At 65.6% G+C, this 25,720-nt stretch carries 32 protein-coding genes; 21 read left to right on the top strand and 11 right to left on the bottom strand.

The genetic code is table 11. The annotated features are described in order from the left end of the window. Positions 1–159 precede the first annotated feature (159 nt). The 5 genes from ccmA to A5906_RS34475 all read left to right on the top strand — a co-directional run bounded on the left by ccmA (position 160) and on the right by A5906_RS34475 (position 3,330). Positions 160–762, top strand: a complete 603-nt coding sequence (ccmA, locus tag A5906_RS34455; protein ID WP_080139621.1) for a heme ABC exporter ATP-binding protein CcmA — start codon at positions 160–162, stop codon at positions 760–762. Positions 763–1,015: 253 nt separating this feature from the next. Next, positions 1,016–1,684, top strand: a complete 669-nt coding sequence (gene ccmB, locus A5906_RS34460; protein ID WP_080139572.1) for a heme exporter protein CcmB — start codon at positions 1,016–1,018, stop codon at positions 1,682–1,684. Between the two features lie 91 nt (positions 1,685–1,775). Next, positions 1,776–2,558: a heme ABC transporter permease gene (locus tag A5906_RS34465; RefSeq protein ID WP_080139573.1), complete on the top strand. Its 783-nt coding sequence runs from the start codon at positions 1,776–1,778 to the stop codon at positions 2,556–2,558. Beyond that, positions 2,555–2,740, top strand: coding sequence for a heme exporter protein CcmD (ccmD, locus tag A5906_RS34470; RefSeq protein ID WP_080139574.1), 186 nt, complete (start codon positions 2,555–2,557; stop codon positions 2,738–2,740). Before A5906_RS34465 ends, ccmD begins: the two co-directional genes overlap by 4 nt. Next, a complete protein-coding gene (locus A5906_RS34475; RefSeq protein ID WP_080139575.1) occupies positions 2,737–3,330 on the top strand; it encodes a DsbE family thiol:disulfide interchange protein in 594 nt (197 codons plus the stop codon). The genes ccmD and A5906_RS34475 overlap by 4 nt, the downstream gene beginning before the upstream one ends. Before the next feature lie 105 nt (positions 3,331–3,435). Here A5906_RS34475 and A5906_RS34480 read toward each other — a convergent pair whose 3' ends face one another. Together A5906_RS34480 and ftsY are read right to left on the bottom strand one after the other, a co-directional pair. Beyond that, the gene (locus A5906_RS34480) at positions 3,436–4,038 is read right to left on the bottom strand and encodes a septation protein A (protein ID WP_018643916.1); all 603 of its coding nucleotides are present in this window, start codon (positions 4,036–4,038) and stop codon (positions 3,436–3,438) included. A 2-nt stretch (positions 4,039–4,040) separates the two neighbouring features. Further along, positions 4,041–4,988 (bottom strand): signal recognition particle-docking protein FtsY, encoded by a 948-nt coding sequence (gene ftsY / locus A5906_RS34485; protein WP_080139576.1) that lies wholly within the window; start codon positions 4,986–4,988, stop codon positions 4,041–4,043. 57 nt (positions 4,989–5,045) lie between these two features. On the opposite strand from ftsY, the gene A5906_RS34490 reads away from it, so the two are divergent. Together A5906_RS34490 and A5906_RS34495 are read left to right on the top strand one after the other, a co-directional pair. Next, positions 5,046–5,747 carry an RluA family pseudouridine synthase gene (locus A5906_RS34490; RefSeq protein WP_080139577.1) on the top strand — a complete coding sequence of 234 codons (702 nt, stop codon included), beginning with the start codon at positions 5,046–5,048 and terminating at the stop codon, positions 5,745–5,747. 224 nt (positions 5,748–5,971) lie between these two features. After that, positions 5,972–7,081, top strand: a complete 1,110-nt coding sequence (locus tag A5906_RS34495; RefSeq protein ID WP_080139578.1) for a DUF2336 domain-containing protein — start codon at positions 5,972–5,974, stop codon at positions 7,079–7,081. A gap of 217 nt (positions 7,082–7,298) precedes the next feature. Here the strand turns inward: A5906_RS34495 and mtaB are convergent, their stop codons facing one another. Next, positions 7,299–8,552, bottom strand: coding sequence for a tRNA (N(6)-L-threonylcarbamoyladenosine(37)-C(2))-methylthiotransferase MtaB (gene mtaB, locus A5906_RS34500; RefSeq protein WP_080139579.1), 1,254 nt, complete (start codon positions 8,550–8,552; stop codon positions 7,299–7,301). Then, a complete protein-coding gene (gene dapF, locus A5906_RS34505; RefSeq protein WP_080139580.1) occupies positions 8,552–9,424 on the bottom strand; it encodes a diaminopimelate epimerase in 873 nt (290 codons plus the stop codon). Before dapF ends, mtaB begins: the two co-directional genes overlap by 1 nt. 234 nt (positions 9,425–9,658) lie before the next feature. On the opposite strand from dapF, the gene A5906_RS34510 reads away from it, so the two are divergent. Together A5906_RS34510 and A5906_RS34515 are read left to right on the top strand one after the other, a co-directional pair. Further along, positions 9,659–10,435 carry a GyrI-like domain-containing protein gene (locus A5906_RS34510; protein ID WP_080139581.1) on the top strand — a complete coding sequence of 259 codons (777 nt, stop codon included), beginning with the start codon at positions 9,659–9,661 and terminating at the stop codon, positions 10,433–10,435. Between the two features lie 5 nt (positions 10,436–10,440). Continuing rightward, positions 10,441–11,154 carry an SIMPL domain-containing protein gene (locus A5906_RS34515; RefSeq protein ID WP_080139622.1) on the top strand — a complete coding sequence of 238 codons (714 nt, stop codon included), beginning with the start codon at positions 10,441–10,443 and terminating at the stop codon, positions 11,152–11,154. A gap of 36 nt (positions 11,155–11,190) precedes the next feature. On the opposite strand, the gene A5906_RS34520 is transcribed toward A5906_RS34515, so the two are convergent. Both A5906_RS34520 and A5906_RS34525 read right to left on the bottom strand, forming a co-directional pair. Next, complete coding sequence (locus A5906_RS34520) at positions 11,191–11,625, bottom strand: hypothetical protein (protein WP_245327054.1); 435 nt, start codon at positions 11,623–11,625, stop codon at positions 11,191–11,193. A gap of 151 nt (positions 11,626–11,776) precedes the next feature. After that, positions 11,777–12,841: an MBL fold metallo-hydrolase gene (locus A5906_RS34525; protein ID WP_080139583.1), complete on the bottom strand. Its 1,065-nt coding sequence runs from the start codon at positions 12,839–12,841 to the stop codon at positions 11,777–11,779. A gap of 452 nt (positions 12,842–13,293) precedes the next feature. Between A5906_RS34525 and ffh the strand changes: the two genes are divergently transcribed. The 7 genes from ffh (at position 13,294) to A5906_RS34560 (ending at position 19,301) form a co-directional block, all read left to right on the top strand. Next, positions 13,294–14,838 (top strand): signal recognition particle protein, encoded by a 1,545-nt coding sequence (gene ffh, locus A5906_RS34530; protein WP_080139584.1) that lies wholly within the window; start codon positions 13,294–13,296, stop codon positions 14,836–14,838. An 85-nt stretch (positions 14,839–14,923) separates the two neighbouring features. Then, entirely contained in the window at positions 14,924–15,256 is a 333-nt protein-coding gene (gene rpsP / locus A5906_RS34535; RefSeq protein ID WP_018643926.1) for a 30S ribosomal protein S16, read from the top strand. Between the two features lie 9 nt (positions 15,257–15,265). Continuing rightward, on the top strand, positions 15,266–15,829 hold the full coding sequence (gene rimM, locus A5906_RS34540) for a ribosome maturation factor RimM (RefSeq protein ID WP_080139585.1): 564 nt from the start codon (positions 15,266–15,268) through the stop codon (positions 15,827–15,829). A gap of 106 nt (positions 15,830–15,935) precedes the next feature. Beyond that, positions 15,936–16,691 carry a tRNA (guanosine(37)-N1)-methyltransferase TrmD gene (trmD, locus tag A5906_RS34545; RefSeq protein ID WP_080139586.1) on the top strand — a complete coding sequence of 252 codons (756 nt, stop codon included), beginning with the start codon at positions 15,936–15,938 and terminating at the stop codon, positions 16,689–16,691. Between the two features lie 108 nt (positions 16,692–16,799). Beyond that, complete coding sequence (gene rplS, locus A5906_RS34550; RefSeq protein WP_018643929.1) at positions 16,800–17,180, top strand: 50S ribosomal protein L19; 381 nt, start codon at positions 16,800–16,802, stop codon at positions 17,178–17,180. Positions 17,181–17,591: 411 nt separating this feature from the next. Beyond that, positions 17,592–18,998: a 3-isopropylmalate dehydratase large subunit gene (gene leuC / locus A5906_RS34555; protein WP_080139587.1), complete on the top strand. Its 1,407-nt coding sequence runs from the start codon at positions 17,592–17,594 to the stop codon at positions 18,996–18,998. A gap of 93 nt (positions 18,999–19,091) precedes the next feature. After that, positions 19,092–19,301: a hypothetical protein gene (locus A5906_RS34560; protein WP_080139588.1), complete on the top strand. Its 210-nt coding sequence runs from the start codon at positions 19,092–19,094 to the stop codon at positions 19,299–19,301. 118 nt (positions 19,302–19,419) lie between these two features. Here the strand turns inward: A5906_RS34560 and A5906_RS34565 are convergent, their stop codons facing one another. Beyond that, entirely contained in the window at positions 19,420–19,965 is a 546-nt protein-coding gene (locus A5906_RS34565; protein WP_080139623.1) for a hypothetical protein, read from the bottom strand. A gap of 166 nt (positions 19,966–20,131) precedes the next feature. Between A5906_RS34565 and A5906_RS34570 the strand changes: the two genes are divergently transcribed. Beyond that, positions 20,132–20,428, top strand: coding sequence for a DUF1330 domain-containing protein (locus A5906_RS34570; RefSeq protein WP_080139624.1), 297 nt, complete (start codon positions 20,132–20,134; stop codon positions 20,426–20,428). A 4-nt stretch (positions 20,429–20,432) separates the two neighbouring features. Here A5906_RS34570 and A5906_RS34575 read toward each other — a convergent pair whose 3' ends face one another. Both A5906_RS34575 and A5906_RS34580 read right to left on the bottom strand, forming a co-directional pair. Beyond that, positions 20,433–20,618: a hypothetical protein gene (locus tag A5906_RS34575; RefSeq protein WP_347337629.1), complete on the bottom strand. Its 186-nt coding sequence runs from the start codon at positions 20,616–20,618 to the stop codon at positions 20,433–20,435. A gap of 133 nt (positions 20,619–20,751) precedes the next feature. Then, positions 20,752–21,069: a hypothetical protein gene (locus A5906_RS34580; protein ID WP_080139590.1), complete on the bottom strand. Its 318-nt coding sequence runs from the start codon at positions 21,067–21,069 to the stop codon at positions 20,752–20,754. Positions 21,070–21,241: 172 nt separating this feature from the next. Between A5906_RS34580 and A5906_RS34585 the strand changes: the two genes are divergently transcribed. The 4 genes from A5906_RS34585 (at position 21,242) to A5906_RS34600 (ending at position 24,029) form a co-directional block, all read left to right on the top strand. Then, the gene (locus A5906_RS34585) at positions 21,242–21,640 is read left to right on the top strand and encodes a metallopeptidase family protein (RefSeq protein ID WP_080139591.1); all 399 of its coding nucleotides are present in this window, start codon (positions 21,242–21,244) and stop codon (positions 21,638–21,640) included. Between the two features lie 227 nt (positions 21,641–21,867). Then, positions 21,868–22,473: a 3-isopropylmalate dehydratase small subunit gene (gene leuD / locus A5906_RS34590; protein ID WP_008539074.1), complete on the top strand. Its 606-nt coding sequence runs from the start codon at positions 21,868–21,870 to the stop codon at positions 22,471–22,473. Positions 22,474–22,553: 80 nt separating this feature from the next. Further along, positions 22,554–23,339, top strand: a complete 786-nt coding sequence (locus tag A5906_RS34595) for a hypothetical protein (protein ID WP_080139592.1) — start codon at positions 22,554–22,556, stop codon at positions 23,337–23,339. A 270-nt stretch (positions 23,340–23,609) separates the two neighbouring features. Continuing rightward, the gene (locus A5906_RS34600; RefSeq protein WP_080139593.1) at positions 23,610–24,029 is read left to right on the top strand and encodes a hypothetical protein; all 420 of its coding nucleotides are present in this window, start codon (positions 23,610–23,612) and stop codon (positions 24,027–24,029) included. An 11-nt stretch (positions 24,030–24,040) separates the two neighbouring features. Here A5906_RS34600 and A5906_RS34605 read toward each other — a convergent pair whose 3' ends face one another. Further along, positions 24,041–24,814 (bottom strand): N-acyl homoserine lactonase family protein, encoded by a 774-nt coding sequence (locus tag A5906_RS34605; protein ID WP_080139594.1) that lies wholly within the window; start codon positions 24,812–24,814, stop codon positions 24,041–24,043. 10 nt (positions 24,815–24,824) lie between these two features. After that, the gene (locus tag A5906_RS34610; RefSeq protein WP_080139595.1) at positions 24,825–25,718 is read right to left on the bottom strand and encodes an AraC family transcriptional regulator; all 894 of its coding nucleotides are present in this window, start codon (positions 25,716–25,718) and stop codon (positions 24,825–24,827) included. Between the last annotated feature and the right edge of the window lie 2 nt (positions 25,719–25,720).

Here is a 25,720-nt window from a genome sequence, read left to right on the forward strand (position 1 = left end):
GGTTGAGTTGCTGCATCAAGTAGTTCCGGGCTTATAGAAGCTTTCTAACCGCGCCGCCACAGCCACAATCGTGCCGCAGCAATTGCCGAGCCAAAAATTCCCATGCGCTACCCCAAGATTTCCTGAGGCCCGGCATTGAGCGGATCGAACCAAGGCAAGCTGCAACTGTCCGGACGCGGGGTCGCCTGTGTGCGCGGCGGGCGCGAGGTGTTTTCCGGGCTCGATTTCGCGGCCGTCTCCGGCGAAGCCGTGGCGGTCACGGGCCGCAACGGATCCGGCAAGACCTCGCTGCTGCGGCTGATCGCGGGGCTGCTCATTCCGGCCGGCGGCACGATCATACTGGACGGGGGCGACGCCGAAATGACGCTGCCGGAGCAGTGCCACTATCTCGGCCATCGCGACGCGCTGAAGCCGGCGCTGAGCGTGAAGGAAAATCTGGCATTCTGGGCCGATTTTCTCGGCGGAGAGCGGGGCGACGCCGCCGCGAGCCTCACAGCCGTCGGCCTCGACCACGCCACCCATCTGCCCGCGGCCTTCCTGTCCGCCGGCCAGCGCCGCCGGCTCTCGCTGGCCCGGCTGCTCACGATCAGGCGCCGGATCTGGCTGCTGGACGAGCCGACCACCGCGCTGGACGTCGCCGGCCAGGACATGTTCGGCGGCCTGATGCGCGAGCACCTCGCCCGCGGCGGCATGATCATCGCCGCGACCCATGCGCCGCTGGGGATCGACTCACGGGAGCTGCGGATCGGGGGTGCGGTGTGATTCCGATGGACCCTCAGCTTTCCAAGCGGCTCGCCACCGGCCTCTCCGTTCCCTCCCCCCTTGCGGGTGAGGGTCAGGGAGGGGGGTGCCACACGGGGACTCTCTGGATCGACCGAAGTCTTTCTCGGCTCCCAAGCTCACCATTTCCGGGGCTACCCTTCTCCCCCGCCCTCCCCCACAAGGGGGGAGGGAGCGCAGCGTGCGCCCGGCTCGAGGCGGGCTCTCACCGCTGCTTCGTCACGGGAGCCACCCCATGACCGCCCTCGCCGCCCTGATCCGCCGGGACATCAGGATCGCGCTGCGCGTCGGCGGCGGGGCGCTCATTGGCGTGCTGTTCTTCCTGACCGTGGTCGTGCTGATGCCGTTCGCGGTCGGGCCGGACCTGGCGCTGCTGTCGCGGCTGGGGCCGGCGATCCTCTGGCTCGGCGCGCTGCTGGCGAGCCTGCTCACCCTGGACCGGCTGTTCATGGCCGACCACGAGGACGGCTCGCTCGACCTGATCACGATGAGCCGGACCCCGTTGGAACTCGCCTGCGCCGCCAAGGCGCTGGCGCATTGGCTGGCCGCCGGCCTGCCGCTGATCGTCGCAACCCCGGTGCTCGGCCTGTTGCTGAACCTCGATATGGTCGCGACCGGCGCGGTGGCGCTGACGCTGCTGGCAGGCACGCCGGCCCTGACCTTCACCGGCATGATCGGCGCGGGGCTGGCGGTGACGCTGCATCGCGGCGGATTGTTGATGGCCGTGCTGGTGCTGCCGTTGTCGATCCCGGTGCTGATCTTCGGCGTCGCGGCCTCGCAGGCCGCGATCGTCGGCCCCATGACGTTCGGGGCGCCGTTCTCGATCCTGTGCGCGCTGTCGCTGGTCAGCCTCGTGGTCGGCCCCTTCGCGGCGGCGGCGAGCCTGCGGCATGGACTGGATTGAGTAGGACTGGACTGACCTTGACCCCGATCAACTTTCGCATCCCGCTTTTATGCTGATTGCGTGAGCAGCAACCGGTGATTATCAGAATACCATGACGCTGATCGACCTCGCCAACCCCACGCGGTTCCTCGCGCTGACAGCGCGCCTGTTGCCCTGGCTCGCGGCCGCGACCGTCATCCTGCTCGCCATCGGCCTCTACCAATCCGCTCTTGCACCCGACGACTACCAGCAGGGTGCGACCGTCAAGATCATGTTCATCCACGTGCCCAATGCCTGGCTGTCGATGTTCGTCTGGGGCGTGATGAGCATCGCCTCGCTCGGCACGCTGGTGTGGCGGCATCCGCTCGCCGACGTCGCCGCGAAAGCGGCAGCTCCCATCGGCGCCAGCTTCACCTTCCTCGCGCTGCTCACGGGCTCGCTGTGGGGCCGGCCGATGTGGGGCACCTATTGGGAATGGGATGCGCGGCTGACCTCGGTGCTGATCCTGTTCCTGATGTATCTCGGCCTGATGGCACTGTGGCGCGCGGTCGATGATCCCTCGCGCGCGGCGCGCGCCGCGGCGGTGCTGACGCTGGTCGGCGCGATCAACCTGCCGATCATCAAGTTCTCGGTCGACTGGTGGAACACGTTGCACCAGCCGGCCTCCGTGATGCGCATGGGCGGCTCGACGCTCGATAAGTCCTTCCTCATCCCGCTTTTGGTGATGGCGATCGCCTTCACGCTTTTGTTCGTCACGCTGCATCTGGCGGCGATGCGCAACGAGATCCTGCGCCGCCGCGTCCGTTCGCTGCAGATGATGCAGGCGAGCCGCGTCGCGTTCTCGAGCGCCGGCCCGCGTGAGGGAAGCGCGTCGAACGAAGTTGGGGCGGCGTGATCATGTCGCTCGGTCCCTACGCCTCCTTCATCGTGACGTCCTATGCGGCGGCGGCGCTCGTCGTCGTGATCCTGATCTTTTGGATCGTGCTCGACCATCGCAACCAGACAAGGCGCCTGCGCGAACTCGACCGTAGCGGCATCACCCGCCGCTCGGGCCGCGGCGCGATGGATGCGTCATGAGCCAGCAATCGACCTCCGTACCGCCGCAGCGCCGCACCGTCCTGATGGTGCTGCCGCTGATCGCTTTCATCGGCCTTGCCGTGCTGTTCTGGTTCCGGCTCGGCAGCGGCGATATCTCGCGGATTCCCTCCGCACTGATCGGCCGGCCCGCGCCGCAGACCGCGCTGCCGCCGCTCGAGGGACTGCAGGACAACGGCGCGCAGGTGCCGGGGCTCGATCCGGCCGCCTTCAAGGGCAAGGTCAGCCTCGTCAATGTCTGGGCGTCCTGGTGCGTGCCGTGTCATGACGAAGCGCCGCTTCTGACCGAACTCGCCAAGGACAAGCGCTTCCAGCTCGTCGGCATCAACTACAAGGACGCCGCCGACAACGCGCGCCGCTTCCTCGGCCGTTACGGCAACCCGTTCGGCCACGTCGGCGTCGACGCCAATGGCCGCGCCTCGATCGAATGGGGGGTCTATGGCGTGCCGGAGACGTTTGTCGTCGGGCGCGAGGGCACCATCCTCTACAAGCTGGTCGGCCCGATCACGCCGGACAATCTGCAGAAGGTGCTGTTGCCGCAGATGGAGAAGGCGCTGAAGGCGGGGTCTTAGCCAAGACCGTCATTGCGAGGAGCCCTTGCGACGAAGCAATCCAGAGTCTCTCCGCAGAGGCATTCGGGATTGCCTCGCTTCGCTCGCAATGACGAGCGGAGAGACCTACCCCTTCCTGACATCCCCCGCCTCGGCCTCGCTGGTCTCCAGCGACGCCGGCTCGATCCCGTAGCGCTTGGTCAGCGGCATCTGGGCGATGGCGAAGATCATCGTGATCGGTGTGACGCCGAACACCTTGAAGTTCACCCAGAAATCCGTGCTCTGGGTGCGCCAGACGATCTCGTTCAGCACCGCCATGCCGGCGAAGAACAGCGCCCAGCGCAGCGTGAGGATGCGCCAGCCCTGCGGCGTCAGATTGAACATCTGGTCGAACATCACGGCGATGAAGGAGCGACCGAACAACAGGCCGCCGCCGAGGATCGCGGCGAACAGGCCGTAGATGATGGTCGGCTTGACCTTGATGAAGGTCTCGTCGTGCAGCACCAGGGTCAGCGTCCCGAACACCAGGACGATCACGCCGGTCACGATCGCCATGATCGGGATGTGCCGCGTCACCACATAGGAGGCGGCCATCGCCGCGACGATCGCGACCATGAAGGCGCCGGTCGCGGCAAACAGGTTGAACTTCGCATTGACGAAGAAGAACACGAGCAGCGGACCGAGCTCGGTCGCAAGCTTGAACAGCGGATGCGGCTGGGTCTTGTCCATTCTCAGCTTTCGATTCCGGCGATCGCGCGGGCGAAATCGCGCGCGGTGAACGGCGCGAGATCGTCGACGCCTTCGCCGACGCCGATGAAATGCACCGGCAGTTTGAACTTCTCGGCGAGCGCCACCAAAATGCCGCCGCGCGCGGTGCCGTCGAGCTTGGTCATCACGAGGCCGGTGACCCCGGCGGTGCGATGGAAGGCCTCGACCTGCGACAGCGCGTTCTGGCCGACAGTAGCATCCAGCACCAGCAACACGGCATGCGGCGCAGTGTCATCCACCTTGCGGATCACGCGCACGACCTTTTCGAGCTCGTTCATCAGCTCGGCCTTGTTCTGCAGGCGGCCGGCGGTGTCGATCAGGAGCACGTCGATGCTCTGCTCCTTCGCCGCGGTGAGCGCGTTGAAGGCGAGGCTTGCGGAGTCCGAGCCCTGCGCGCCGGCGATGACCGGCGTCTTGGTGCGCTCGCCCCAGACCTTGAGCTGCTCGATGGCGGCGGCACGGAAGGTGTCGCCGGCGGCGAGCATCACCTTGCGGCCTTCGGATGCGAATTTCTGCGAGAGCTTGCCGATGGTGGTGGTCTTGCCGGAGCCGTTGACGCCGACCACGAGAATGACGAACGGCGTCTTGCCCGTATCGATCTCGAGCGGCTTGGCCACCGGCGACAACACCTTCTCGACCTCGCTCGCCACGACGTCCTTGACCTCGTCCGCCGAGATCGCCTTGTCGTATCGGCCGGCGCCGACCGCATCCGCGATCCGCACCGCCACGGAGGTGCCGAGGTCGGCGCGCAGCAGCACGTCCTCGATGTCGTCGAGCATGGCGCGGTCGAGCTTGCGCTTGGTGACGAGGTCGGCGACCGCGGTCCCGAGCGAGGACGAGGTGCGCTTCAGCCCGTTGGACAGGCGGCGCCACCAGCTCAGCTTGGGGGTCTCGGAGGTGGTATCGTTCATGGTGGCGTGTTAGCCGTTCCGGCTCGCAAACGAAAGCCTTGACCGAAAGTCTTGCAATTGCTCGATGTTCCCCAATTGACCGCCGACGAGATCCTGGCCCGCGTGCTCCATCGCGACGGGCTGATGCTGGTCATCGACAAGCCGGCCGGCCTGCCCGTGCATCGCGGCCCCAAGGGCGGCCCCAATCTGGAGGATTCCTTCGACGCGCTCCGCTTTGGCCTGCCGCGGCCGCCGGTGCTGGCCCACCGGCTCGACAAGGATACCTCGGGTTGCCTCGTGCTCGGCCGCCATCGCAAGGCGACCGCCTCGCTCGGCCTGCTGTTCAAACACGGCAAGATCGGCAAGACCTACTGGACCGTGGTCGAGGGCGGCCCTGCCGAAGACGAAGGCATGATCGACATGCCGCTCGGCCGGCTCAATGCCGAACGCGGCTGGTGGCAGAAGCCGGACCCCGAGGGCCAGAAGGCGATCACCAATTGGAAAGTGATGGGCCGGGGCGACGGCTTCACCTGGCTTGCCATGGAACCGGTGACCGGGCGGACTCATCAATTGCGGGTGCATTCGTCGGCGACCGGGTGGCCGATCTTCGGCGATAACATTTACGGCAACGGTCCGCGCTTCGGTGAGCCGAAGCTGCATCTGCACTCCCGCGAGATCGTGGTGCCGATCTCCCGGAACAAGGAACCGATCCGCGTGGTGGCACCGGCCCCGCCGCACATGCACGAAAAGCTCCGCGCCTGCGGGTGGAATGGGGAGTAGGCGTAGAACCAGTAGACCCTCATGGTGTGGAGGCGCGTCAGCGCCGTCTCGAACCATGCAGGCCCGCATCTCGCCTGTGGCCATCCTTCGAGACGCCCGCTTTGCGGGCTCCTCAGGATGAGGAGCGGTCGCCCATGGTTTACGAAACGTTCAGGGCTCGCCTCTAATGATAGCGGTTGCTTAGAACAAGCTTCCGTCAATTCGCTCAGGACGAGCCGCGCGTCATGCCCAAGGCCGAGCTATCGATCATCGACGAGGTCGAATCCGCACTTCGGATCGGCTCGCCGGAAAAGGGCCTGGAAACGGCGCGGCGCGTCACCGACCTGTTCCTGTCCTCCGCCGGCAGTTTTGACGACGAGCAGATCGCGCTGTTCGACGACGTGCTCGAACGCCTGATCGGCACCATCGAGCTGCGCGCGATTGCGGACATGGGCGCGCGCGTGGCGCTCGCGGAGATCAGCGCGCAGCTGGCGCCGATCGCGCAGGCACCGCCGTCCGTGATCCGCCGCCTCGCCAACAATGACGAGATCCGCATTGCCGGGCCCGTGCTGCAGGAATCCGCGCGCCTCGACGATGGCGAGCTGGTGAAGATCGCGGCCAGCAAGGGCGAGCCGCATCTGCTCGCGGTCGCCGGCCGCTGGTGGCTGAAGGAGATCGTCACCGACGCGCTGCTGGCGCGGCGCTATCCCAGCGTCAGCCGGCGGCTCGCGGCCAATCCCGGCGCGCGCGTCTCCGGCAACGGCTTTGCAGTCATCGTCGGCCAGGCCGAAAGCGATCCGGAACTCGCGGTGAGCGTCGGCGTCCGTGTCGACCTGCCGTCGGATCTGCGCCGCCGGCTGATGCGGTCGGCGACGGACGCGGTGCGCACCCGCCTGTTGTCGCGCGCGCCGCCGCATCTGTTCGAGGAGATCCAGAGCGCGATCGCCGCCGTCACCGTCGGCGTCGAGCGCGAGATGTCCGCTGTCCGCGATTTCGAAGGCGCCAAGCGCGCCATCGCCCATCTCAAGGCCACCGGACAGCTCAATGAGGCGACGCTGTCAGGCTTTGCCAGACAGCGGCGCTATGAGGAGACCGCCGCGGCCCTGGCCGCGTTGGCCGGATCGACCGTCGAGGTGATCCGTCCGCTGATGCAGAGCCTGCGCGAGGACGGCCTCCTGGTGCCGTGCAGGGCGGCGCAGCTCAGCTGGGAGACCACCGTCGCCGTGCTCGAAAGCCGTTTCGCGACAGGCGCGATGAAGCCGGCCGATCTCGCGAGAGCGCAGGGCCATTTCGCGCGAATGACGGCGGAGAATGCAAGGCGCACGCTGCGGTTCTGGCAGGTGCGGGCGTCGTAGGACGCGCGCGTTTGGGCACGCTGCGTTCACAGTCCTAGTGTCGTCCCGGCGAAGGCCGGGACCCATAACCACAGGGAGCAGTTTGGCCAGGGCTAGCAGTTGCTCTGCTCTGTTGGGACAAGCACCGCGCATCACCGATGGATCACGCGGTATGGATCCCGGCCCTTCGCCGGGACGACATTGGGGAAGCAGCGCGTCGCGACTCCCCACAGTCGGCTTACGTCGTCAGCCGCCCGCCATCACTGCCGGCAATCGCCCGCGGCACAACACTCCCCACCCGCTCACCTGCAATCGCCACCGGCAGATAATGCTCCGAGCGGCCCTGCCCGTCGCTCTCGATCAGCACCTCGCGCGTCGCGCCGATCTCGGCTTGCAGCCGCTGCCGCAGCGCTGCCTCACCGGCTGCACGCAACCGCTTCGCGCGGTCCTTGATCACGCCGCCCGCAACCTGCGGCATCCGCGCGGCCGGCGTGCCGGGGCGCGGAGAATAAGGGAAGACGTGCAGGAACGTCAGGCCGCACTCCTCGACCAGATCGAGCGAGCGCGAGAACATCTCCTCGGTCTCGGTCGGAAAGCCTGCGATGATGTCGGCGCCGAAGGCGACATCGGGACGCAGGCGGCGCACCTGGTCGCAGAAGGCGATCGCATCCTGCCGCGCATGCCGCCGCTTCATGCGTTTCAGGATCATGTCGTCGCCAGACTGCAGCGACAGATGCAGATGCGGCATCAGCCGCGCATCCTCGGCGATGGCGTCGAGCAGGTCGTTATCGGCCTCGATCGAATCGATCGAGGAGATGCGCAGGCGCCTCAAGTCCGGCACATGCCGCAAAATCTGCTTCGTCAGCATGCCGAGCTTCGGTGCGCCGGGCAAATCGGCGCCATAGCTGGTGAGATCGACGCCGGTCAGCACGATCTCGGCATGGCCGCGCGCCACGAGCGCCCGCACCTGCTCGACCACCGCGCCCATCGGCACCGAACGCGAATTGCCGCGGCCGAACGGAATGATGCAGAACGTGCAGCGATGGTCGCAGCCGTTCTGCACCTGCACGAACACGCGCGGCAGGCCGCTGGCAAAGCCGTCGATCAGATGCGGCGCCATCTCCCGGACCGCCATGATATCGCTAACGGCGATCTTTTCGCTGGCGCCGAGATCAAAGGCCGCGCGCGCCTCGCGCCAGGCATCGCCGCGCATCTTGTCGTCATTGCCGACGACGCGATCGACCTCGGCCATGTCGGCGAACATCTGGCTTTGCGTCTGCGCCGCGCAGCCGGTGACGACAATGCGCGCCTCGGGGCGCTCGCGCTTCAGCTTGCGGATCGATTGGCGCGCCTGCGCCACCGCCTCGTTGGTGACGGCGCAGCTATTGATGACGATGGTGTCGGAAAGCCCCGCGCCTTCTGCCTCGCGGCGCATCACCTCGGCCTCGAAGGCGTTGAGGCGGCAGCCGAAGGTGACGATGTCGACAGCCATCAGCCGACCGGCGCGAACAGCGCCGGATCGAACTGGCCCTCATATTCGAAGGTCGCCGTGCCCGTCATCAGCACATGGTCGTCGCGCTCGCGCCATTCGATGCCGAGCTTGCCGCCGGGCAGCGTGATCTCGACCTTTCGCTCGGCGCGCTTCAGCCGCGCGGCCGCAACCGCCGTCGCGCAGGCCGCCGAGCCGCAGGCCCGGGTCAGGCCGGCGCCGCGCTCCCAGGTGCGGATGGTGATGTGCTCGCGATCGACGATATGGGCGAGCGTGATGTTGGCGCGCTCGGGGAAGATCGGATGGTTTTCGAGCAGCGGACCGAAGCGGCCGAGATCGTAGGCGTTGACGTCGTCCACCCAGAACACCGCGTGCGGATTGCCCATGCTCACCGCTGACGGTGAATGCAGGATCGGATTGTCGATCGGCCCGATCTGCAATTCGATGTAGCGGGTGTCGCGAAACTCTTCCGCCAGCGGAATGTCCTGCCAGCCGAACTTCGGCGCGCCCATGTCGACGGTGTAGAGATCGGGCGCCGGACCCTGCCAGGCATTGAGCAGGCCGGCCGCCGTCTCGAACGTCGCCGTGGTCTGGCCGGTCTTCTCGAAGATGCGGCGGACCACGCAGCGCATGCCGTTGCCGCAGGCGCCGGCCTCGGAGCCGTCATTGTTGTAGATGCTGATGAAGGCCTCGGTGCCGTCAAGCCGGGGCTTCTGCAGCACCATGAGCTGGTCGTAGGGCACGCCCTGCGCGGACGCCACGGCGCGGGCGTCGTCGGGCGTGACCTTTGAGGTGGAATCGCGCATGTCGACAACGACGATCTCGTTGCCGATGCCGTTCATCTTGGCAAATGCGTGGTTGGCCAGCGCGCTCATGAAAATTCCCGAATTTCGCCTGCCTTATATGGCGATCCTTGCCCGCTTGGCCAGTGATTTGCCGCCGCGAGCAGGACATCTGCCATGACGCATCTGTCATGGGACGAATTCGGCGCTCGCGTGTTAGAACGGCGCGGTTCGCGTGAACGGGGATGCGCGGCCGGGTTAAGGCCTTGGTGGGTAAGGCCTTGATGATTTAAGGCCCTGGCGAACCACGGCCTTGGGGAGAATAAAATGAACAGTTTTCGTCGTCTTGTTCTGGCCGCGCTGATCCCGGCAGCGGCCTTGTCGCTTGGTTTATCCGGCGCTCTGGCGCAGTCCCCGAGCCCGGCCGCCTCGGCAAGCCCTTCTACGACAAGCCCTTCGCCAGCCCCGTCGGCCTCGCCCGCCCCGGCCGCGAGCGCGTTGCCCGCCCCGGCCGCAACGCCATCGCCGGCGGCCAGCGCCTCTCCCGCGCCTGCAGCCTCGCCATCACCCGCAGCCAGCGCCTCCCCCAGCCCGCAGACCCCGCCGCCCGCTGCGGCCGCGACGCCACCTCCGGTGCAGACCGCCGACCCCTTCGGCCTCGAGACGACGCTCGAGCCGAAGAAGGTCGTGATGGTCAAGGGCACCGCCAATTGGGATTCCGCCTTCGACACGCTGATCGACGCCTTCAAGGCGCTCAATACGCTGCTGGACAAGCAGGGCATCAAGCACGCCGGCAACTCGATGATCGTCTACACCTCGACGGACGACACCGGCTTCACCTTCCTCGCAGAGATCCCGGTCGAGCAGGACCCCAAGAACCTGCCCAAGGACATGAGCATCGGCAAATCGCCGGAGGGCAAGGCGCTGAAATTCGTCCATCGCGGCTCCTACGACAACATGGACAACACTTATGAGGCGATCACCAATCACCTCGACGACAAGAGGCTGGAAGCCAAGGACACCTTCATCGAGGAGTACCTCACCGATCCCCTGAAGACGGCCGAGGACAAGCTCGTGATCAACGTTTTCGTACCCCTGAAGTGAGATTGATGAAAAAGCCTGCCGTACTTGCTGCCGTACTCGCCGCCGTCCTTGCCACCACTTTGCTGGCCGCGCCCGCGCGCGCCGACGATTTTCCCGCCGCGATCTCGGTGAGCGGCGAAGCCACCGTCTCGGTGGTGCCGGACCTCGCGCAGATCGACGCAGGCGTCGCGAGCGACGCCAAGACGGCGAAGGAAGCCTCCGATGCCAACAACGCCGCGATGGGCAAGGTGCTGCTGGCGCTGAAGAGCGCCGGCATCGCCGAGAAGGACTACCAGACCTCGCGGCTGTCGCTGCAGCCGCAATACGGCCAGAACAAATCCACCGGCGCGTCGCCCGTGGTCGGCTTCCGCGCCTCCAACCGCGTCACGGTGAAGATCCGCGACGTGACCAAGGCGGCCGGCGTCATCGACACGCTGGTCAGCGCCGGTGCCAACGATATCGGCAACATCTCGTTCGAGGTGACGCAGGCCTCAAAACTGCTCGACGATGCCCGCGAGCAGGCGGTGGCGGACGCGCGCCGCAAGGCCGAGATCTATGCGAAGGCCACTGGCGTGACGCTGGGCGCGCCGCTCAGCGTCTCCGAGGGCGGCGCGCCGGTGCCGCTGTTCAAGGCGCGGATTGCGACGGCCCCGATGGCGGCGCCCGCCGCGGTCGCGCCCGGCGAGGAGACGCTGTCGGTGACGGTGAATGTGAGCTGGGCGATCAAGGCCGGGCAATAGTCTCGTTCGTAAGAGGCACGTCGGCGCAAGACCTAATCAGTCATTCGCGCTGATATCTGTAAAAAGGAACCCCGCCGGCGTCTTGGTAAAGACGAAGATGAGCTCGCCGCAGAAGATGAAGTAACTGTCGTTCTTATAATCATCGCGATCGTAGACGGCCTTACCGCGCTGGATACACGCGCGATTTTTTGCCGTGAACGAGGTCCGATAGGTCTTGGCGCCAAATTGCGCGGCGTCGCGAATTGCGTTGTCGTTCATGAACGGCAATCGTGTCATACCGGCGACGGCGGCGGAATCGTTTGCCTTCAGCGCCGCGCGAAACTTCTCGATGAAGCCATCGAACTCCTTCTGCAAGGCAGGAGAAGCGACGGCATTCTTCGCCTGGGCGACGGCTGGAGCAAGGTTCACAAGAGCGGTTGCAAGCACAATTCTCAGCAAAAGTCCCACAGGCCGGTTCCATCCATCGATCAATCAAGGTCTTCCGACCGAAACAAATTCATGGTGTTTTGTTGCGTCAGGGGCTTTCTGGTTCAACGGCGCAGAGTCGCACGCACTTGTCGCGATAGGAGCAAAGCGGACATTGCTTTCGTCGCATCGCGCGCCGGGTTTATGGGGACACGAGCTAAATCTCCACGACCTGCCCGGGCTTCATCGCCACGAACTTCTCCTGCGGAATCTTTGCCGCTTCGAGCGCTTCCACCAGCGCTTTCGCCGGCGCGTCGATTGCTTCGTCAGTGAGCTGGAACGTGCCGTGGTGATGCCCGAGCGCGGCCTCGGCGCCGCAATCGGCCAGCGCCTTCACCGCGTCCTCGGGATTCATGTGCTGGTCGCGCATGAACCAGCGTGGCTCATAGGCGCCGATGGGGAGGATGGCGAGACGCAGCTTGCCGTGCTTCTCGGCGACGCGGCGGAAATGCCGGCCGTCGCCATAGCCGGAATCGCAGACCACGTAGATCTTCCCGGCCGGCGTCTCCAGGACGAAACTCGCCCACAGCGCCTTGTTGCGGTCGAACAGGCCGCGCGCGGTCCAGTGCCGGGTCGGCACCAGATGCACGGCAACGCCTTCGCCGAGCTCGACGCGGTCGTGCCAGTCGAACGCTTCCGCCCTGATCGAGGGATCGACGCCGCGCATCGTCACGTCGTTGCCGAGCGGGGTCACGACGCGCGGGCCAAAGTTCTTCGCGAGGCGCGACAGCGTCGCCATGTCGAGATGATCGTAGTGGCCATGCGAGACCAACACGACGTCGACCTTCGGCAGCTTCTCGAAGGCGATGCCGGGATCATTGTGCCGCTTCGGCCCCGCCCAGCCGACCGGCGAGACCCGCGAGGACCAGACGGGATCGACCAGGATGTTGAGGCCGCCGGCCTGGATCAGCCAGCTGGCATGCCCGACGAAGGAGAGCCGCACCTTGCCGCCATCGACCCGCTCCGGCGGGGTGTCGGCATGGGGGCTCGGAGCCCAGTCCGGCCAGGCCGCCCGTTGCCGCTTGCCGCTGAACTGCCAGCGCAGCACCTCTCGCAGCGATTTCGGCGGCGCCCCGTCCGGATCGAAGAATTGCAGGCCGTTGAAATGGTCGGAGGCGGGGCCGTCATAGGTCTTCATGCGAGACATCCAGAGGGAGGGGACGCCGACCAGGGCACCGGCTCCGGCGAGCAGTCCGAAAAGGCGGCGGCGGGTGACCGGCACGGGCGGGCTTCTAGGGATGGTCGGGGTGGCAAGTCATTACCGCCTATATGGGCAGGGCGGCGCAAAAAGGAACCCATCGACAAAAGGGACATAATTTCAGAGCCTTGCCCTGGCAAACACCTGCCGGCGCCCTAACTTTCCTTGACTTTTGGGCGGGAGCGGCGTTTAACCCCGCCACTTTCTCGGAAAGGCTTTCTTTTCGACCCGCCGACCGGCCCGCGAGGCCGGAGGTCAACGCCCGACAGCGCTGTGCGCCCTCGGGCGCAAAGGTGTTTGGAAGATCGTTTGCCCAAGGAAGTGGTCATCCCCCGCGAAGGCGGGGGATCCAGGACTCCGAGACAGCTCGGCTGGAACCGAGGAGCCGCGGCGTACTGGATGCCCGCCTTCGCGGGGCATGACAGCGGAGAGTAGCGGCGCGCCCCTCACTCGGGGACAGCAACAGGACAACGGCATTGTTCGACAATCTGTCGGAACGGCTTGGTGGCATTCTCGATCGTCTGACGGGGCGCGGTGCGCTGACCGAAAAGGACGTAGACGCCGCGATGCGCGAGGTGCGCCGCGCGCTGCTGGAGGCCGACGTCGCGCTCGAGGTCGTGCGCAGCTTCACCGAGCGCGTGCGCGAGCAGGCGATCGGCGCCACCGTCGTCAAGTCGGTCACCCCCGGCCAGATGGTGGTCAAGATCGTCCATGACGAGCTGATCAACACGCTCGGCGCCGAAGGCCAGACCCTCGACGTCAATGCCGTGCCGCCGGTGCCGATCATGATGGTCGGCCTGCAAGGCTCCGGCAAGACCACCACCACCGCAAAGCTCGCTCGCCGCCTGGTCCAGCGCGACAAGCGCAAGGTGCTGATGGCCTCGCTCGACGTCTATCGTCCGGCGGCGATGGAGCAGCTGGCCGTGCTCGGCCGCGACCTCGACATTCCGACCCTGCCGATCGTCGCCGGACAGCAGCCGCCGCAGATCGCGAAGCGCGCGCTGGAAGCCGGCAAGCTAGGCGGCTACGACATCGTGCTGCTCGACACCGCCGGCCGCACCACGCTCGATGAAGAGATGATGACGGAGGCAGCGGCGATCAAAGCCGCGGCCAACCCGCATGAAGTGCTGCTGGTCGCCGATTCGCTCACCGGCCAGGACGCGGTGAACCTGGCGCGCTCGTTCGACCAGCGCGTCGGCCTCACCGGCATCGTGCTGACACGTGTGGACGGCGACGGCCGCGGCGGCGCCGCGCTGTCGATGCGCGCGGTCACCGGCAAGCCGATCAAGCTGATCGGCACCGGCGAAAAGACCGATGCGCTGGAGGATTTCCACCCCGACCGTATCGCCGGCCGCATCCTCGGCATGGGCGACGTGGTCTCCCTGGTCGAGCGCGCCGCCGCCAATATCGACGCCGAGAAGGCCGCGCGCACCGCCGAGCGCATGCGCAAGGGTCAGTTCGACCTCAACGACATGCGCGAGCAGCTGTTGCAGATGTCCAACATGGGCGGCATCAGCGGCCTGATGGGCATGATGCCCGGCATCTCCAAGATGAAGAACCAGATCGCGGCGGCCGGCATCGACGACAAGATTTTGAAGCGCCAGGTCGCGATCATCGATTCCATGACGCGCGACGAGCGCCGTCATCCGGACCTGCTGAAAGCAAGCCGCAAGAAGCGCATCGCGGCCGGAAGTGGCCAGAGCGTCGAGCACGTCAACAAGCTGCTCAAGATGCACCGGAACATGGCCGACGTGATGAAGGCCATGGGCTCGGGCAAGCGCGGCCCGCTCGCGGGCATCGCGCAGGCGATGGGCTTTGGCGGCGGCATGAAGATGCCCTCGCCGGAAGAGATGAAGGCGATGCAGGAAAAGATGCAGGCCGGCGGCGGTGGCCTGCCGAATCTGCCGAAGGATCTGCCGCCCGGTCTTCGCAGCGGCCTGCCCAACCTTCCCGGACTGACCGGGCTGAGCGGCAAGCCGACGCTGCCGGGCCTCGGCGGCTTCCCGGGGAAGAAGAAATGAGGAATTCGTCGCGGGGGATCGCACCGGTCCCGCGTGACGCGGAATACCAATCGACCGAACAAAACGTATTTTGAAGGAGAACTGAATGTCCGTCGTTATCCGCCTCGCCCGTGCAGGCACCAAGAAGCGTCCCGTCTATCACGTCGTCGTCGCCGATTCGCGCTTCCCCCGCGATGGCCGCTTCATCGAGCGTCTCGGCTATTTCAACCCGCTGCTGCCGAAGGACAACGAGACCCGCCTCAAGCTCGACATGGACAAGGTGAAGTCCTGGCTCGCCAAGGGCGCGCAGCCGTCGGACCGCGTGATGCGTTTCCTCGATGCCGCTGGCGTCAAGAAGCGCGAAGCGCGCAACAACCCCGAGAAGGCCGTGCCGCGCAAGGAGCGCAAGGCGCAGGCCGAAGCCGCCGCCAAGGGCTAAGGCTAGATCATGTCGGCGCTGGTCTGCGTCGCGCGGATCGGCGCCGCGCATGGTGTGCGCGGTGCGGTCAAGCTATGGACCTTCACCGAGGATCCGTTTGCCGTGCGCCGCTACGGTCCGCTGCTGTCCAAGGACGGCAAGCGCCAGTTCGAGGTCGCGACGGCGCGCGAGGCCAAGGACCATCTGGTCGCGACGTTCAAGGGCGTCACGACCCGCGATGAGGCCGAGCGCCTCAACGGCATCGAGCTCTACGTCGCGCGCGAAAAACTGCCCGCGACGGACGAGGACGAATATTACCACACCGACCTGATCGGACTCGCCGCCGTCACCACGGATGGCGAGCCGCTCGGCCGCGTGCTCGCGATCCATAATTTCGGCGCCGGCGACATCATCGAGATCGCGCCGCTCAAGGGCGCGACGCTGCTGCTGCCGTTCTCCAATGCGGTGGTGCCCGAGGTCGACCTCAAAGGCGGCCGTGTCGTGATCGAGCTGCCGCAGGAGATCGAGGGCGACGATCCGTCCACGAGCCGTCCCGGTCTAGTGCGCAAAGCGCAGGAAGGCCGGGACCCATAACCACCGGCCGAAATTTTTCGCTAAGCTGATCGCTCCAGCCATCGCACAACTAAGTGAGGTGGCTATGGGTCCCGGCCTTCGCCGGGATGACGAGAACTGAGATCGAATGACCACCCCCTCACCCTGGCGCGCGACGGTGCTGACGCTGTTTCCGGAGATGTTTCCGGGGCCGCTCGGCGTGAGCCTCGCCGGCCGCGCACTGGCTGGCGGGCTCTGGGAGATCGAGGCGCGGGACATCCGGGCCTCCGCCACCGATCGCCATCGCAGCGTCGACGATACCCCTGCCGGCGGCGGGCCGGGCATGGTGCTGCGGGCCGATGTGCTGGCCGCGGCCATCGATGCCGCCGGGATCGGCCCGGAACGGCCGCGCCTGCTGATGAGCCCCAGGGGGCGGCCATTGACTCAGGCCCGCGTGGTTGAGCTCGCGCAGGGGCCCGGCCCGCTGATCGTCTGCGGGCGGTTCGAGGGGATCGACCAGCGGGTGATCGACGCCAGGGGCCTGGAGGAGGTCTCGATCGGCGATTACGTACTCTCCGGGGGCGAAATCGCAGCCTTGGCCCTGATCGACGCCTGTGTCCGGCTGCTGCCGGGGGTGATGGGCAAGGAAGCCTCGGGAACCGAGGAAAGCTTTTCCGACGGCCTGCTCGAATACCCCCAATACACCCGCCCACAGCTGTTCGAGGGGGTTCCGATCCCGGAGATCCTGACCTCCGGCGACCACGCCAGGGTCGCCGGCTGGCGGCGGGCGCAATCCGAGGCCCTGACAGAGGCCCGGCGGCCGGATTTATGGGCCCAAATCCCGCCCAAGCCGGCGAATCGGCCCCGTCGCCAAAAAACGCCAAAAAACAAGACAGACGGGTGACAAACGCTCCGGCTTGCCTTATAGGAGCGGCCACATCCGCAAGAGCTGGATAGACGAATTTCGCGCAGCCCCCGATCTGCGGCTGGGCGCGCCGATGGAGATTACCCCATGAACCTGATCCAACAGCTTGAAAAAGAGCAGTTCGAGAAGCTCTCTGCCACCAAGGAAATCCCGGAATTCGCCCCCGGCGACACCGTGATCGTCAACGTGAAGGTCGTCGAAGGCGATCGCACCCGCGTGCAGGCCTATGAAGGCGTCTGCATCGGCCGTTCCGGCGGCGGCCTCAACGAGAGCTTCACCGTCCGCAAGATCTCCTATGGCGAGGGCGTCGAGCGCGTGTTTCCGCTGCTCTCCCCGATGATCGACTCGATCAAGGTGGTACGCCGCGGCAAGGTGCGTCGTGCGAAGCTCTATTACCTCCGCAACCTGCGCGGCAAGTCGGCCCGCATCGTCGAGAAGCAGGACCGCCAGGCGGCCGTCGGCGAGTAAGCTTCGCCACCAGGCAAGTCTTTCGAAAGCGCGGGGCTCGGCCCCGCGCTTTTTTGTTTGGCTCCGCTGTCATTGCGAGGAGCGCTTGCGACGAAGCAATCCAGATTGTCGCCGCGGATGCATTTCTGGATTGCTTCGCTGCGCTCGCAATGACGAGCTGAAACTCTCGCGCTTTAACTTCCGCGTGCTATATAGCTTCTAGAATGTTTCCAGATCTGACCAGCTTCGGCCTCGTCCAGCGCATCGTCATCGACGATCGCTCGCGGCTGCCTGGCCGGTTCTTCGGACGCTTCGCGACCTCGGCAACCTCAGAGCTTAGCCGCGCAGCCTAAAAGGCTGCGCTGACGATTTTGTTGCCCGCGCGGTCTGCCGCGCTATCCGCTTACACAACATTCTTCGGAGCTGACGCTCATGTCCAAGCCGACCACCCTGTACGACAAGATCTGGAACGACCATCTGGTGCACGAAGCCGATGACGGCACCTGCCTGCTCTATATCGACCGCCACCTGGTGCACGAGGTGACCTCGCCGCAGGCGTTCGAAGGCCTGCGCGCCACGGGCCGCAAGGTCCATGCGCCCGAGAAGACGCTCGCGGTCGTCGACCACAACGTGCCGACCACCGACCGCACCAAGCCGAATCCCGATCCTGAAAGCATCGAGCAGATCAAGGCGCTGGCCGAGAACGCCAAGGAATTCGGCATCGAATATTACAACGAGTTCGACAAGCGCCAGGGCATCGTCCACGTCATCGGCCCCGAGCAGGGCTTTACGCTGCCCGGCACCACCATCGTCTGCGGTGACAGCCACACCTCGACGCATGGCGCGTTCGGCGCGCTCGCGCACGGCATCGGCACGAGCGAGGTCGAGCACGTGCTGGCGACGCAGACGCTGATCCAGAAGAAGGCCAAGAACATGCGCGTCACCGTCGACGGCAAATTGCCTGACGGCGTGACCGGCAAGGACATCATCCTGGCCATCATCGGCGAGATCGGCACGGCCGGCGGCACCGGCTACGTGCTGGAATATGCGGGCGATGCGATCCGCGCGCTCTCGATGGAAGGCCGCATGACGGTCTGCAACATGTCGATCGAAGGCGGCGCCCGCGCCGGCCTCGTTGCGCCCGACCAGAAAGCCTACGACTTCCTGCGCGACCGTCCGAAGTCGCCGAAGGGCGCGGCCTGGGACGCGGCGATGCGCTATTGGGAGAAACTGCGCTCCGACGAAGGCGCGCATTTCGACCACGAGCTGCGTCTCGATGCGGCCAAGCTGCCGCCGATCGTGACCTGGGGCACGAGCCCGGAGGACGTCATCTCGGTCACCGGCATCGTGCCTGATCCGGACAAGATCGCGGACGAGGCCAAGCGCATCTCCAAGCATCGCGCGCTGAAATATATGGGCCTGACCGCGGGGACGAAGATCACCGACATCAAGCTCGACCGCGTCTTCATCGGCTCATGCACCAATGGCCGCATCGAAGATCTGCGCGCGGCAGCGAAGATTGCCGAGGGCAAGACCGTTTCGGCAAGCGTCAACGCCATGGTCGTGCCGGGCTCCGGCATCGTGAAGGAGCAGGCGGAAGCCGAGGGTCTCGACAAGATCTTCATCAAGGCCGGATTCGAATGGCGCGAGCCGGGCTGCTCGATGTGCCTCGCCATGAACCCGGACAAGCTGAAGCCGGAAGAGCGCTGCGCCTCGACCTCGAACCGCAACTTCGAGGGCCGCCAGGGCTTCAAGGGCCGCACGCATCTGGTGTCGCCGGCGATGGCGGCGGCAGCGGCGATCGCGGGTCACTTCGTCGACGTCAGGGACTGGCGCTGAGCCGCTTCCTGCAATTGTAGCGATCGCGGCAAACCGCCGTTAATCGACGCCGCCCACACTGCGTCCTCGCGACGGTTCGCGAGGACGCAAATCATGGCCAACAAGCCTGAATATGTCGATCTGATCAGCGAGGCGACGCGCCAGCATCGCCGCCGCGCCACGCCGCTTCGCGTCGTCGCCAGGCCCGAGGTCGAGGAGACCTCGAAGCTCAGCCGCTGGCCGCCGGCGATGTTCCGGCAGTGGAAGGTCGAGAATTTGATGCGCTGGAAGGCATCGTCGTGGAAGCTGAGGGATTGGCTCTGAGTTAAAGAGCGCCGTTCCTATCCGCTGTCATTCCGGGGCGCCCATAGGGCGAACCCGGAATCTCGAGGTTCCGGGTTCGATGCTTCGCATCGCCCCGGAATGACGGTGCTAACTCAGATCACCAATAGTAGCGGTACGGATAGTGCCAGCGGTGCCAATGGTGCCAGCGGCAGATGCGGCGTGGACCGTAATAGGTCCAGATGATCCGGCAGCGCCGCGGATAGTGGTAGTAGGGATAGTAGCCGCTGTAATAATAGCGCCGGTGGAAGTGGCGATAGCCGTAATGAGGGCGATAGCCCCAGTGGCGATAGCCGCCGTAGTGACGGAATCCGCCGTAGCGAATGCCGCCGCCGTGGAAGGCCGGCGCGGCGTGGAAGCCGCCACCATGGAAACCGCCGCCGCGAAAGCCGCCGAAATGTCCTCCGCCACCGCGGAAGCCACCGCCGCCGTGAAAATGTCCGCCACCACCATGCCCGCCGCCGCCGTGGCGAACCTGCGTGACGAGATCGTCGGCCGCAGCCTTGGTCGCGGGTGCCGTCGCCGGATTGATCAAGGTGAGCGCTTCAGCGCGCTGCGCGCTCCCGCTCGACAGCATCAGCGTCGCGGCGGCCGCAATCCCGAGCAGGCGCATCGGGCCTGCCCTGACACCCAAACTCCTCAGCATGGATTCCTCCCTGAATGTGAACAGCGGCATTGCGGCGCAGCGTCTCGCGCCGTCGCTGTTCATTTGCAGTCGCTCCCGAGATTAAATTACGGACAGCGACGTGAACGCGCTATGAATGAACGAGCTTGCCGAGCGACGCGACGTCGCGGCCCGAGGAATCCTTGCAATGACCGTCTACGCGATTGCGCAATTGAAGATGACGGACCGCGCCGCCTATGACCGCTATCAGGCGCGGTTCTTCGACGTGTTCAGGAAGTACAACGGACGGCTGCTCGCCGCCGATGAACGTCCACGCGTGTTCGAAGGCGCATGGCCGCATGACAAGCTTGTCCTGATGTCGTTTCCGGACGAAGCCGCATTCCTCGCGTTCTCGAACTCGCCCGAATACGAAGACATCTCGCGCGACCGCAAGGCGGGCGCGCGGGCGACGGTGCTGCTGGTGAAGGGATTTGCGCCCGGCTAGCGGATCACCAGAACGGGCCGTAGCCGAAGACGAAGGGTGCGGGCACGCCGTAGGGATAAGGACGGTAGTAGACCGGCCGCACGTAGTAGCGCGGATCACGGCGCACGGCAGGCGGCACGACGTCATGGGTTCGCGCGTGTCGCCGCACATCGAAAATCGCGATCCCCGCCGAGGCCTCAGGCACAGTCACTCGTGGCGCAGCAGATCTTGGCGCCGCAGTCGCGCGAGGAAGGCCGGCGGCAAGCGCAACGGCAAGGGCTAGTGCAATCCATCTCGCCATGACGATCCTCACGAGGCCACCGCGTTGCGCGCCGGCGCGGGCCTCAACCCCGGCGCCAGTAGCAGCTCATACGCGGCACGATCACCGTGCCGCTCGGCCTGTATTCCTGCACATAGGTGGCATTGCACTCGCGGACCGCGTCGGGGCCCGGATTGTAGCGGGGATAGACGCCATCAGGGGTGTAGTAGGGCGTGACCCGCAGGCGCGCAGGGCGCCGCTTGCGCGGCGGGGGAACGTCATCGAGCGTGGCCGCCTGGGCCACCCGGATCTCGGGAGCAGCCTTCTGCGCTTGAGCATTGGCTTGGGCATTGGCTTGAGCATTGGCCTGGGCGCCAACAAAAAACGTCGAAAACAACCCCATGCACAGTAGAACCGGTACCGCTGTTCCCGCCCGCATCACATCACCACTGACCCCTGCCAACCCCTTGATGCGCCGTACGCTCCCCGTTTTCGCGCGCGACGTCAACGCTCCTTCTTAGGCCAATCCTATATAGCGGGATGCATCGCCACGAAACCCGCGTTAAGAGAGGCTCATGTGGACGGAATTGAAAGCACCCTCGCTGGCCGAGATGGAAGCGATGGCCCATGACGTGTTCGAGCGCCTGCCGGCGGAGTTTCGAAAGCTCTGCGAGGGCGTGATCCTCCGCGTCGACGACTTCCCGACCGAGGAGGTCCTGGACGAGATGGAATGCGAGAGCGAGTTCGACCTGCTCGGCCTGTTCCAGGGCGTCGGCTTGCCCCAGCAGAGTTTTGGCGACGTGGCGCGGCTGCCCAACATGGTCTGGCTCTACCGCCGGCCGATCCTGGACTACTGGGCCGAGCACGACGAGAGCCTCGGCCACATCGTCCGCCACGTCCTGATCCACGAGATCGGCCACCATTTCGGCCTCTCGGACGACGATATGGCGGCGATTGAGGCCAAGGCAGACTAGAGCGCCTAGGACGGCGCGCTCCCTCTCCCGCTCACGGGAGAGGGCCGGGGAGAGGGTGTCTCCGCAACGGGACAATCTCCTAGAGGAGAGAGCCCTCACCCGCGCCTCCGGCGCGACCTCTCCCGCAAGCGGGAGAGGTAAGGCAGATCTGCCGAATTCGGCCTAGGATTCCGGCCCCGACCGCGATAAATACACCTTCCCTGAACCACCCCCGGGAAAGCGCAACCATGGACAAGTTCACCACGCTGGAAGGCGTCGCGGCGCCGCTGAAGATCATCAATGTCGACACCGACATGATCATTCCGAAGCAGTACCTCAAGACCATCAAGCGCACCGGCCTTGGCAAGGGGCTCTTCTCCGAGCAGCGCTACAAGGACGATGGCAGCGAGAACCCGGATTTCGTCCTCAACCAGCCCGCCTATCGCAATGCGAAGGTGCTGGTCGCCGGCGACAATTTCGGCTGCGGCTCGAGCCGCGAGCACGCACCCTGGGCGCTGCTCGACTTCGGCATCCGCTGCGTGATCTCGACCTCGTTCGGCGACATCTTCTACAACAATTGCTTCAAGAACGGCATTCTGCCGATCCGCGTCAGCCAAGAAGACCTCGACAAGCTGTTCGACGACGCCGAGCGCGGCGCCAACGCGACGCTGACGATCGACCTGCCGAACCAGGAGATCCGCGGTCCCGACGGCGGCAAGGTCAAGTTCGAGATCGACCCGTTCCGCAAGCACTGCCTGATCAACGGCCTCGACGACATCGGTCTCACGATGGAGAAGAAGGCCTCGATCGACACCTATGAGGACAAGCTCAAGCGCGAGCGCGCCTGGGCCTGATTCAAGATCTTCGTTCGAGCCCCGGCGCTGTCGGCGCCGGGGCTTTTTCTTTGCCTTGCTTATCCCGTATAGCTGCACGCATGCTGCCCGAGATCGTCACCTTCTGGCATGGCCCGATGGATGCGCTGCGCCAGACCTGTCTGCGCTCGCAGCTGGCTGCCGGGCACAAGGTCACGGTCTACAGCTTCGACCCCATTCCCGACCTGCCGGCGGGCGTCGAGAATGCCGAGGCCGAAGCGATCCTGCCGCATGCGTTCTCCGAGCGGTTGCGGCCGCCGCAGCCGGACGGCAGCTGGCGCGACTGGACCACGCTGCAGTTCAGCGATTTCTTCCGCATGAAGCTGATGGCGAAGCGCCTCGGCCTCTGGCTCGATGCCGACGTGTTGCTCTTGAAGCCCGTGGAGATCGATCCGGCAAAGCCCTACTTCGCCTGGGAACGGCCGCGCCAGCTCGGCAATTCAGTGCTCTACCTGCCGCCTGAGCACGGCATCGTGCGTGCGTTCGAAGAGCTGATGGAGCAGGAGGAACTGACGCCGAACTGGCTGTCACTGCGCCACCGCATCACGTTTGCGATGCGCCGCCTGCGCGGCGGCTCGAACCGGCTCGCCGATATTCGCATCGCAATCTTCGGGCCAGCGGCGCTGACCGCGCTCGCGCGCCGCACCGGTGAATTGAGCTGCGCACTGCCGAAGCAGTCGTTCTACGCCGTGCATGCCGAGCCGAAATTGTTTTTCGACCCCTCGAGCTATCTCGGCCTCGTCACCAACCCCGAGATCATCGGTCTGCACATCTCACCCAAGGGCCGTGGCGGCGAGAAGCCCATACCGGGCAGCCTGTATGCCTGGGCGACGGAGCGGTTTGCGTAGCCCCCTCGTGCCCCGGACGCGGTGCGGCGCCATAAGCGCGTTTACGCGCGTCTTCGACGCGCTACGGTGAGCTCCGCAGAGGCGCATCTCGCCGCATTGCTGGGTCCCGGCTCAGCGCAGCAGCGTTTCGCGCTGCAGCGCGTCCGGGACACGAGATCAACCACCAAAGCGCCACACCTCCAACAATTCCCAGTTTGATCCAGCGCAACGCGCTCCTGCACCATTGTGCCTAATCTGACTCCAATTCCACGACCCCAAGAGGAGCCTCGCATGAGCACGGCAAGCAGGCCTTATCCCATCGTTCAGGATCTCATCGAGACCTTTGCCAACTGGCTGAAGCATCGCCGCGAGATGAATGAGATGCGGCAGCTCGACCGCGCCGATTTCGACCGGATCGCGGCCGATCTCAGGATCGCACCTGACGATCTCGAAGAGCTGGTCCGCCACGGCAAGCACGCCGCGGACGAGCTGCCGAAGATGCTGGCGCAGCTCGGCATCAGCGCGGAGCGGCTCGGGCAGGCGCAGCCATTGCTGCTGCGCGACATGGAGCGGACCTGCTCGCTCTGCAATCACAAGGGAGTGTGCGACCGCGATCTCGCCGAGGGCACCGCCGCGGAGAACTATCACGGCTACTGCGCCAACGCCGCGACGCTGGAATCGCTCGACCGCGCCGATCTCGCGCCGCGGTGAGGCGGGCGCGGTTAGTCGATCCAATCCGGCGCGTGAGGTAGCTCGACGCTCTCTGCGGTGTCGTGATTGATCCAGATTTCGGCGTTCTCGACGCGAAGCAACTCGACCACTTTGGCCATGGATGCGACCGTTGCCTGCTGGTCCGCATTGAAGGACGGCACGCGCATGTGCCGGAGGTTCTCCCGATTGTGCGCGACGTCGCCGCTCAGCAGCACGGCGCCGCGCCGCGGCAGCCTCACCATCAGCGAGCAATGCCCGAGCGTATGGCCGGGCGTGAAGATCATGCGCACCGCGCCGTCGCCGAATATGTCGTGGTCACCATCGACGATCTCGTAAGGCCGCTCTTTCAACATCCTGTAGTGCTGCAGCGAGTAGCCGAATTCTTCCGGCTCCGGTCCGAACATGGCCTCGAATTCGGCCCGCTGAGCGATCCATCTTGCATTTTCGAACAGATCGACATTTCCGATATGATCGAAATGCGCATGGGAAAGCAGGATCGTGCTGATATCGCGGGGCCGCACCCCGATTTCATCCAATTGGCCCGCGATGGGACGGCGCACGATGCCGCGTATGCCATGCGCGATGATGCGTCCTTCCGGATGCTTCGCGAGCTCATCCTCGATTCCCGTGTCCCAGAGCAGCCACTCGCCGCGATGACGGATGAGATAGGCATTGCAGCTCAGCGTCATGGGGACGCCGACATTGATACCGGGAGAATAGATCGAACCGTCTTCGACCTCCGCAATGCCTCCGTCGAGGATGTAGATCCTGTCAATCGTCGCCATTGGGAACTCTTCACGCCGCCGATTCAATACGCCGCTTCGTCTCGCGCATGTCACGCCCTGGCGGCATGCCGAACAGCCGGCAATATTCCCGCGTGAACTGCGTGACGCTTTCGTAGCCGACCCGATGCGCCGCCGTCGCGATCTGCGCGCCGTCGGCCAGCATCGCGCGACGGGCTTCGATCAAGCGAAGCTGTTTCTGGAACTGGAGCGGGGTCAGCGACGTGACGCTGCGGAAGTGCAGGTGAAACGCCGACTGGCTCATGCCGGCGGCCTTGGCAAGCTGGTCGATCCGCAGCGGTTTGGCATAGAAGGCGCGAATGATCGCGACCGCACGGCCGATCCGCTGCGCATGGCTGTCGGCAATGCCGAGCGCCCTGATGGCGCCGCCGTGCCGGCCGGCCAGCAGCCAGTAGTGCAGCTCTCGCACCAGCTGGCGTTGCAGGATCGGCAGGGATGAGGGGCGGTCGATCAGGCGCAGCAGCCGCAGCGCCGCGTCTGCAACCTCCTGCTCCGTCGGCTCGACGCGCAGCGGCCGGGACGGAATGAACGGGACCGAACCCATCTCGACGACCAAGCTCTCGATGACGGTAGGATCGAGCTCGACAACGAGCGCCAGATAGGGCGCGACGGCTGTGGCGCGCGTGATCTGGCTGACCGTCGGCACGTCGCTCGCGATCACCAGCGAATCGCCTGCACCAAAATCGAAAGACGTGGGGCCGGTCGCAACACGCTTGGCACCTTGCAGCACCAATGCGACCAGAGGCTTGGAAATCGCAAACTGGAGTGCGCTCGGCGCCGTCTCACGGATGATCGAGATGCCGGCGAAAGGCGTGGACGCAAGGCCCTTTTCGTCGGCGTGAGTTGCGGAATAACGGCTGGCGATCTGGAGCAGCGTTTCGGTCACGC

This window comes from Bradyrhizobium sacchari (genome assembly GCF_002068095.1).
Classification (GTDB): Bacteria; Pseudomonadota; Alphaproteobacteria; order Rhizobiales; family Xanthobacteraceae; genus Bradyrhizobium; species Bradyrhizobium sacchari.

Excerpts from the sequence above, each read along its gene's own strand:
- ccmB (WP_080139572.1), top strand. The coding sequence starts at position 1,016 with ATGACCGCCCTCGCCGCCCTGATCCGCCGGGACATCAGGATCGCGCTG.
- A5906_RS34465 (WP_080139573.1), top strand. The coding sequence starts at position 1,776 with ATGACGCTGATCGACCTCGCCAACCCCACGCGGTTCCTCGCGCTGACA.
- A5906_RS34475 (WP_080139575.1), top strand. The coding sequence starts at position 2,737 with ATGAGCCAGCAATCGACCTCCGTACCGCCGCAGCGCCGCACCGTCCTG.
- A5906_RS34480 (WP_018643916.1), bottom strand. The coding sequence starts at position 4,038 with ATGGACAAGACCCAGCCGCATCCGCTGTTCAAGCTTGCGACCGAGCTC.
- ftsY (WP_080139576.1), bottom strand. The coding sequence starts at position 4,988 with ATGAACGATACCACCTCCGAGACCCCCAAGCTGAGCTGGTGGCGCCGC.
- A5906_RS34495 (WP_080139578.1), top strand. The coding sequence starts at position 5,972 with ATGCCCAAGGCCGAGCTATCGATCATCGACGAGGTCGAATCCGCACTT.
- mtaB (WP_080139579.1), bottom strand. The coding sequence starts at position 8,552 with ATGGCTGTCGACATCGTCACCTTCGGCTGCCGCCTCAACGCCTTCGAG.
- dapF (WP_080139580.1), bottom strand. The coding sequence starts at position 9,424 with ATGAGCGCGCTGGCCAACCACGCATTTGCCAAGATGAACGGCATCGGC.
- A5906_RS34510 (WP_080139581.1), top strand. The coding sequence starts at position 9,659 with ATGAACAGTTTTCGTCGTCTTGTTCTGGCCGCGCTGATCCCGGCAGCG.
- A5906_RS34515 (WP_080139622.1), top strand. The coding sequence starts at position 10,441 with ATGAAAAAGCCTGCCGTACTTGCTGCCGTACTCGCCGCCGTCCTTGCC.
- rpsP (WP_018643926.1), top strand. The coding sequence starts at position 14,924 with ATGTCCGTCGTTATCCGCCTCGCCCGTGCAGGCACCAAGAAGCGTCCC.
- rimM (WP_080139585.1), top strand. The coding sequence starts at position 15,266 with ATGTCGGCGCTGGTCTGCGTCGCGCGGATCGGCGCCGCGCATGGTGTG.
- trmD (WP_080139586.1), top strand. The coding sequence starts at position 15,936 with ATGACCACCCCCTCACCCTGGCGCGCGACGGTGCTGACGCTGTTTCCG.
- rplS (WP_018643929.1), top strand. The coding sequence starts at position 16,800 with ATGAACCTGATCCAACAGCTTGAAAAAGAGCAGTTCGAGAAGCTCTCT.
- leuC (WP_080139587.1), top strand. The coding sequence starts at position 17,592 with ATGTCCAAGCCGACCACCCTGTACGACAAGATCTGGAACGACCATCTG.
- A5906_RS34560 (WP_080139588.1), top strand. The coding sequence starts at position 19,092 with ATGGCCAACAAGCCTGAATATGTCGATCTGATCAGCGAGGCGACGCGC.
- A5906_RS34565 (WP_080139623.1), bottom strand. The coding sequence starts at position 19,965 with ATGCTGAGGAGTTTGGGTGTCAGGGCAGGCCCGATGCGCCTGCTCGGG.
- A5906_RS34570 (WP_080139624.1), top strand. The coding sequence starts at position 20,132 with ATGACCGTCTACGCGATTGCGCAATTGAAGATGACGGACCGCGCCGCC.
- A5906_RS34580 (WP_080139590.1), bottom strand. The coding sequence starts at position 21,069 with ATGGGGTTGTTTTCGACGTTTTTTGTTGGCGCCCAGGCCAATGCTCAA.
- A5906_RS34585 (WP_080139591.1), top strand. The coding sequence starts at position 21,242 with ATGTGGACGGAATTGAAAGCACCCTCGCTGGCCGAGATGGAAGCGATG.
- leuD (WP_008539074.1), top strand. The coding sequence starts at position 21,868 with ATGGACAAGTTCACCACGCTGGAAGGCGTCGCGGCGCCGCTGAAGATC.
- A5906_RS34595 (WP_080139592.1), top strand. The coding sequence starts at position 22,554 with ATGCTGCCCGAGATCGTCACCTTCTGGCATGGCCCGATGGATGCGCTG.
- A5906_RS34600 (WP_080139593.1), top strand. The coding sequence starts at position 23,610 with ATGAGCACGGCAAGCAGGCCTTATCCCATCGTTCAGGATCTCATCGAG.
- A5906_RS34605 (WP_080139594.1), bottom strand. The coding sequence starts at position 24,814 with ATGGCGACGATTGACAGGATCTACATCCTCGACGGAGGCATTGCGGAG.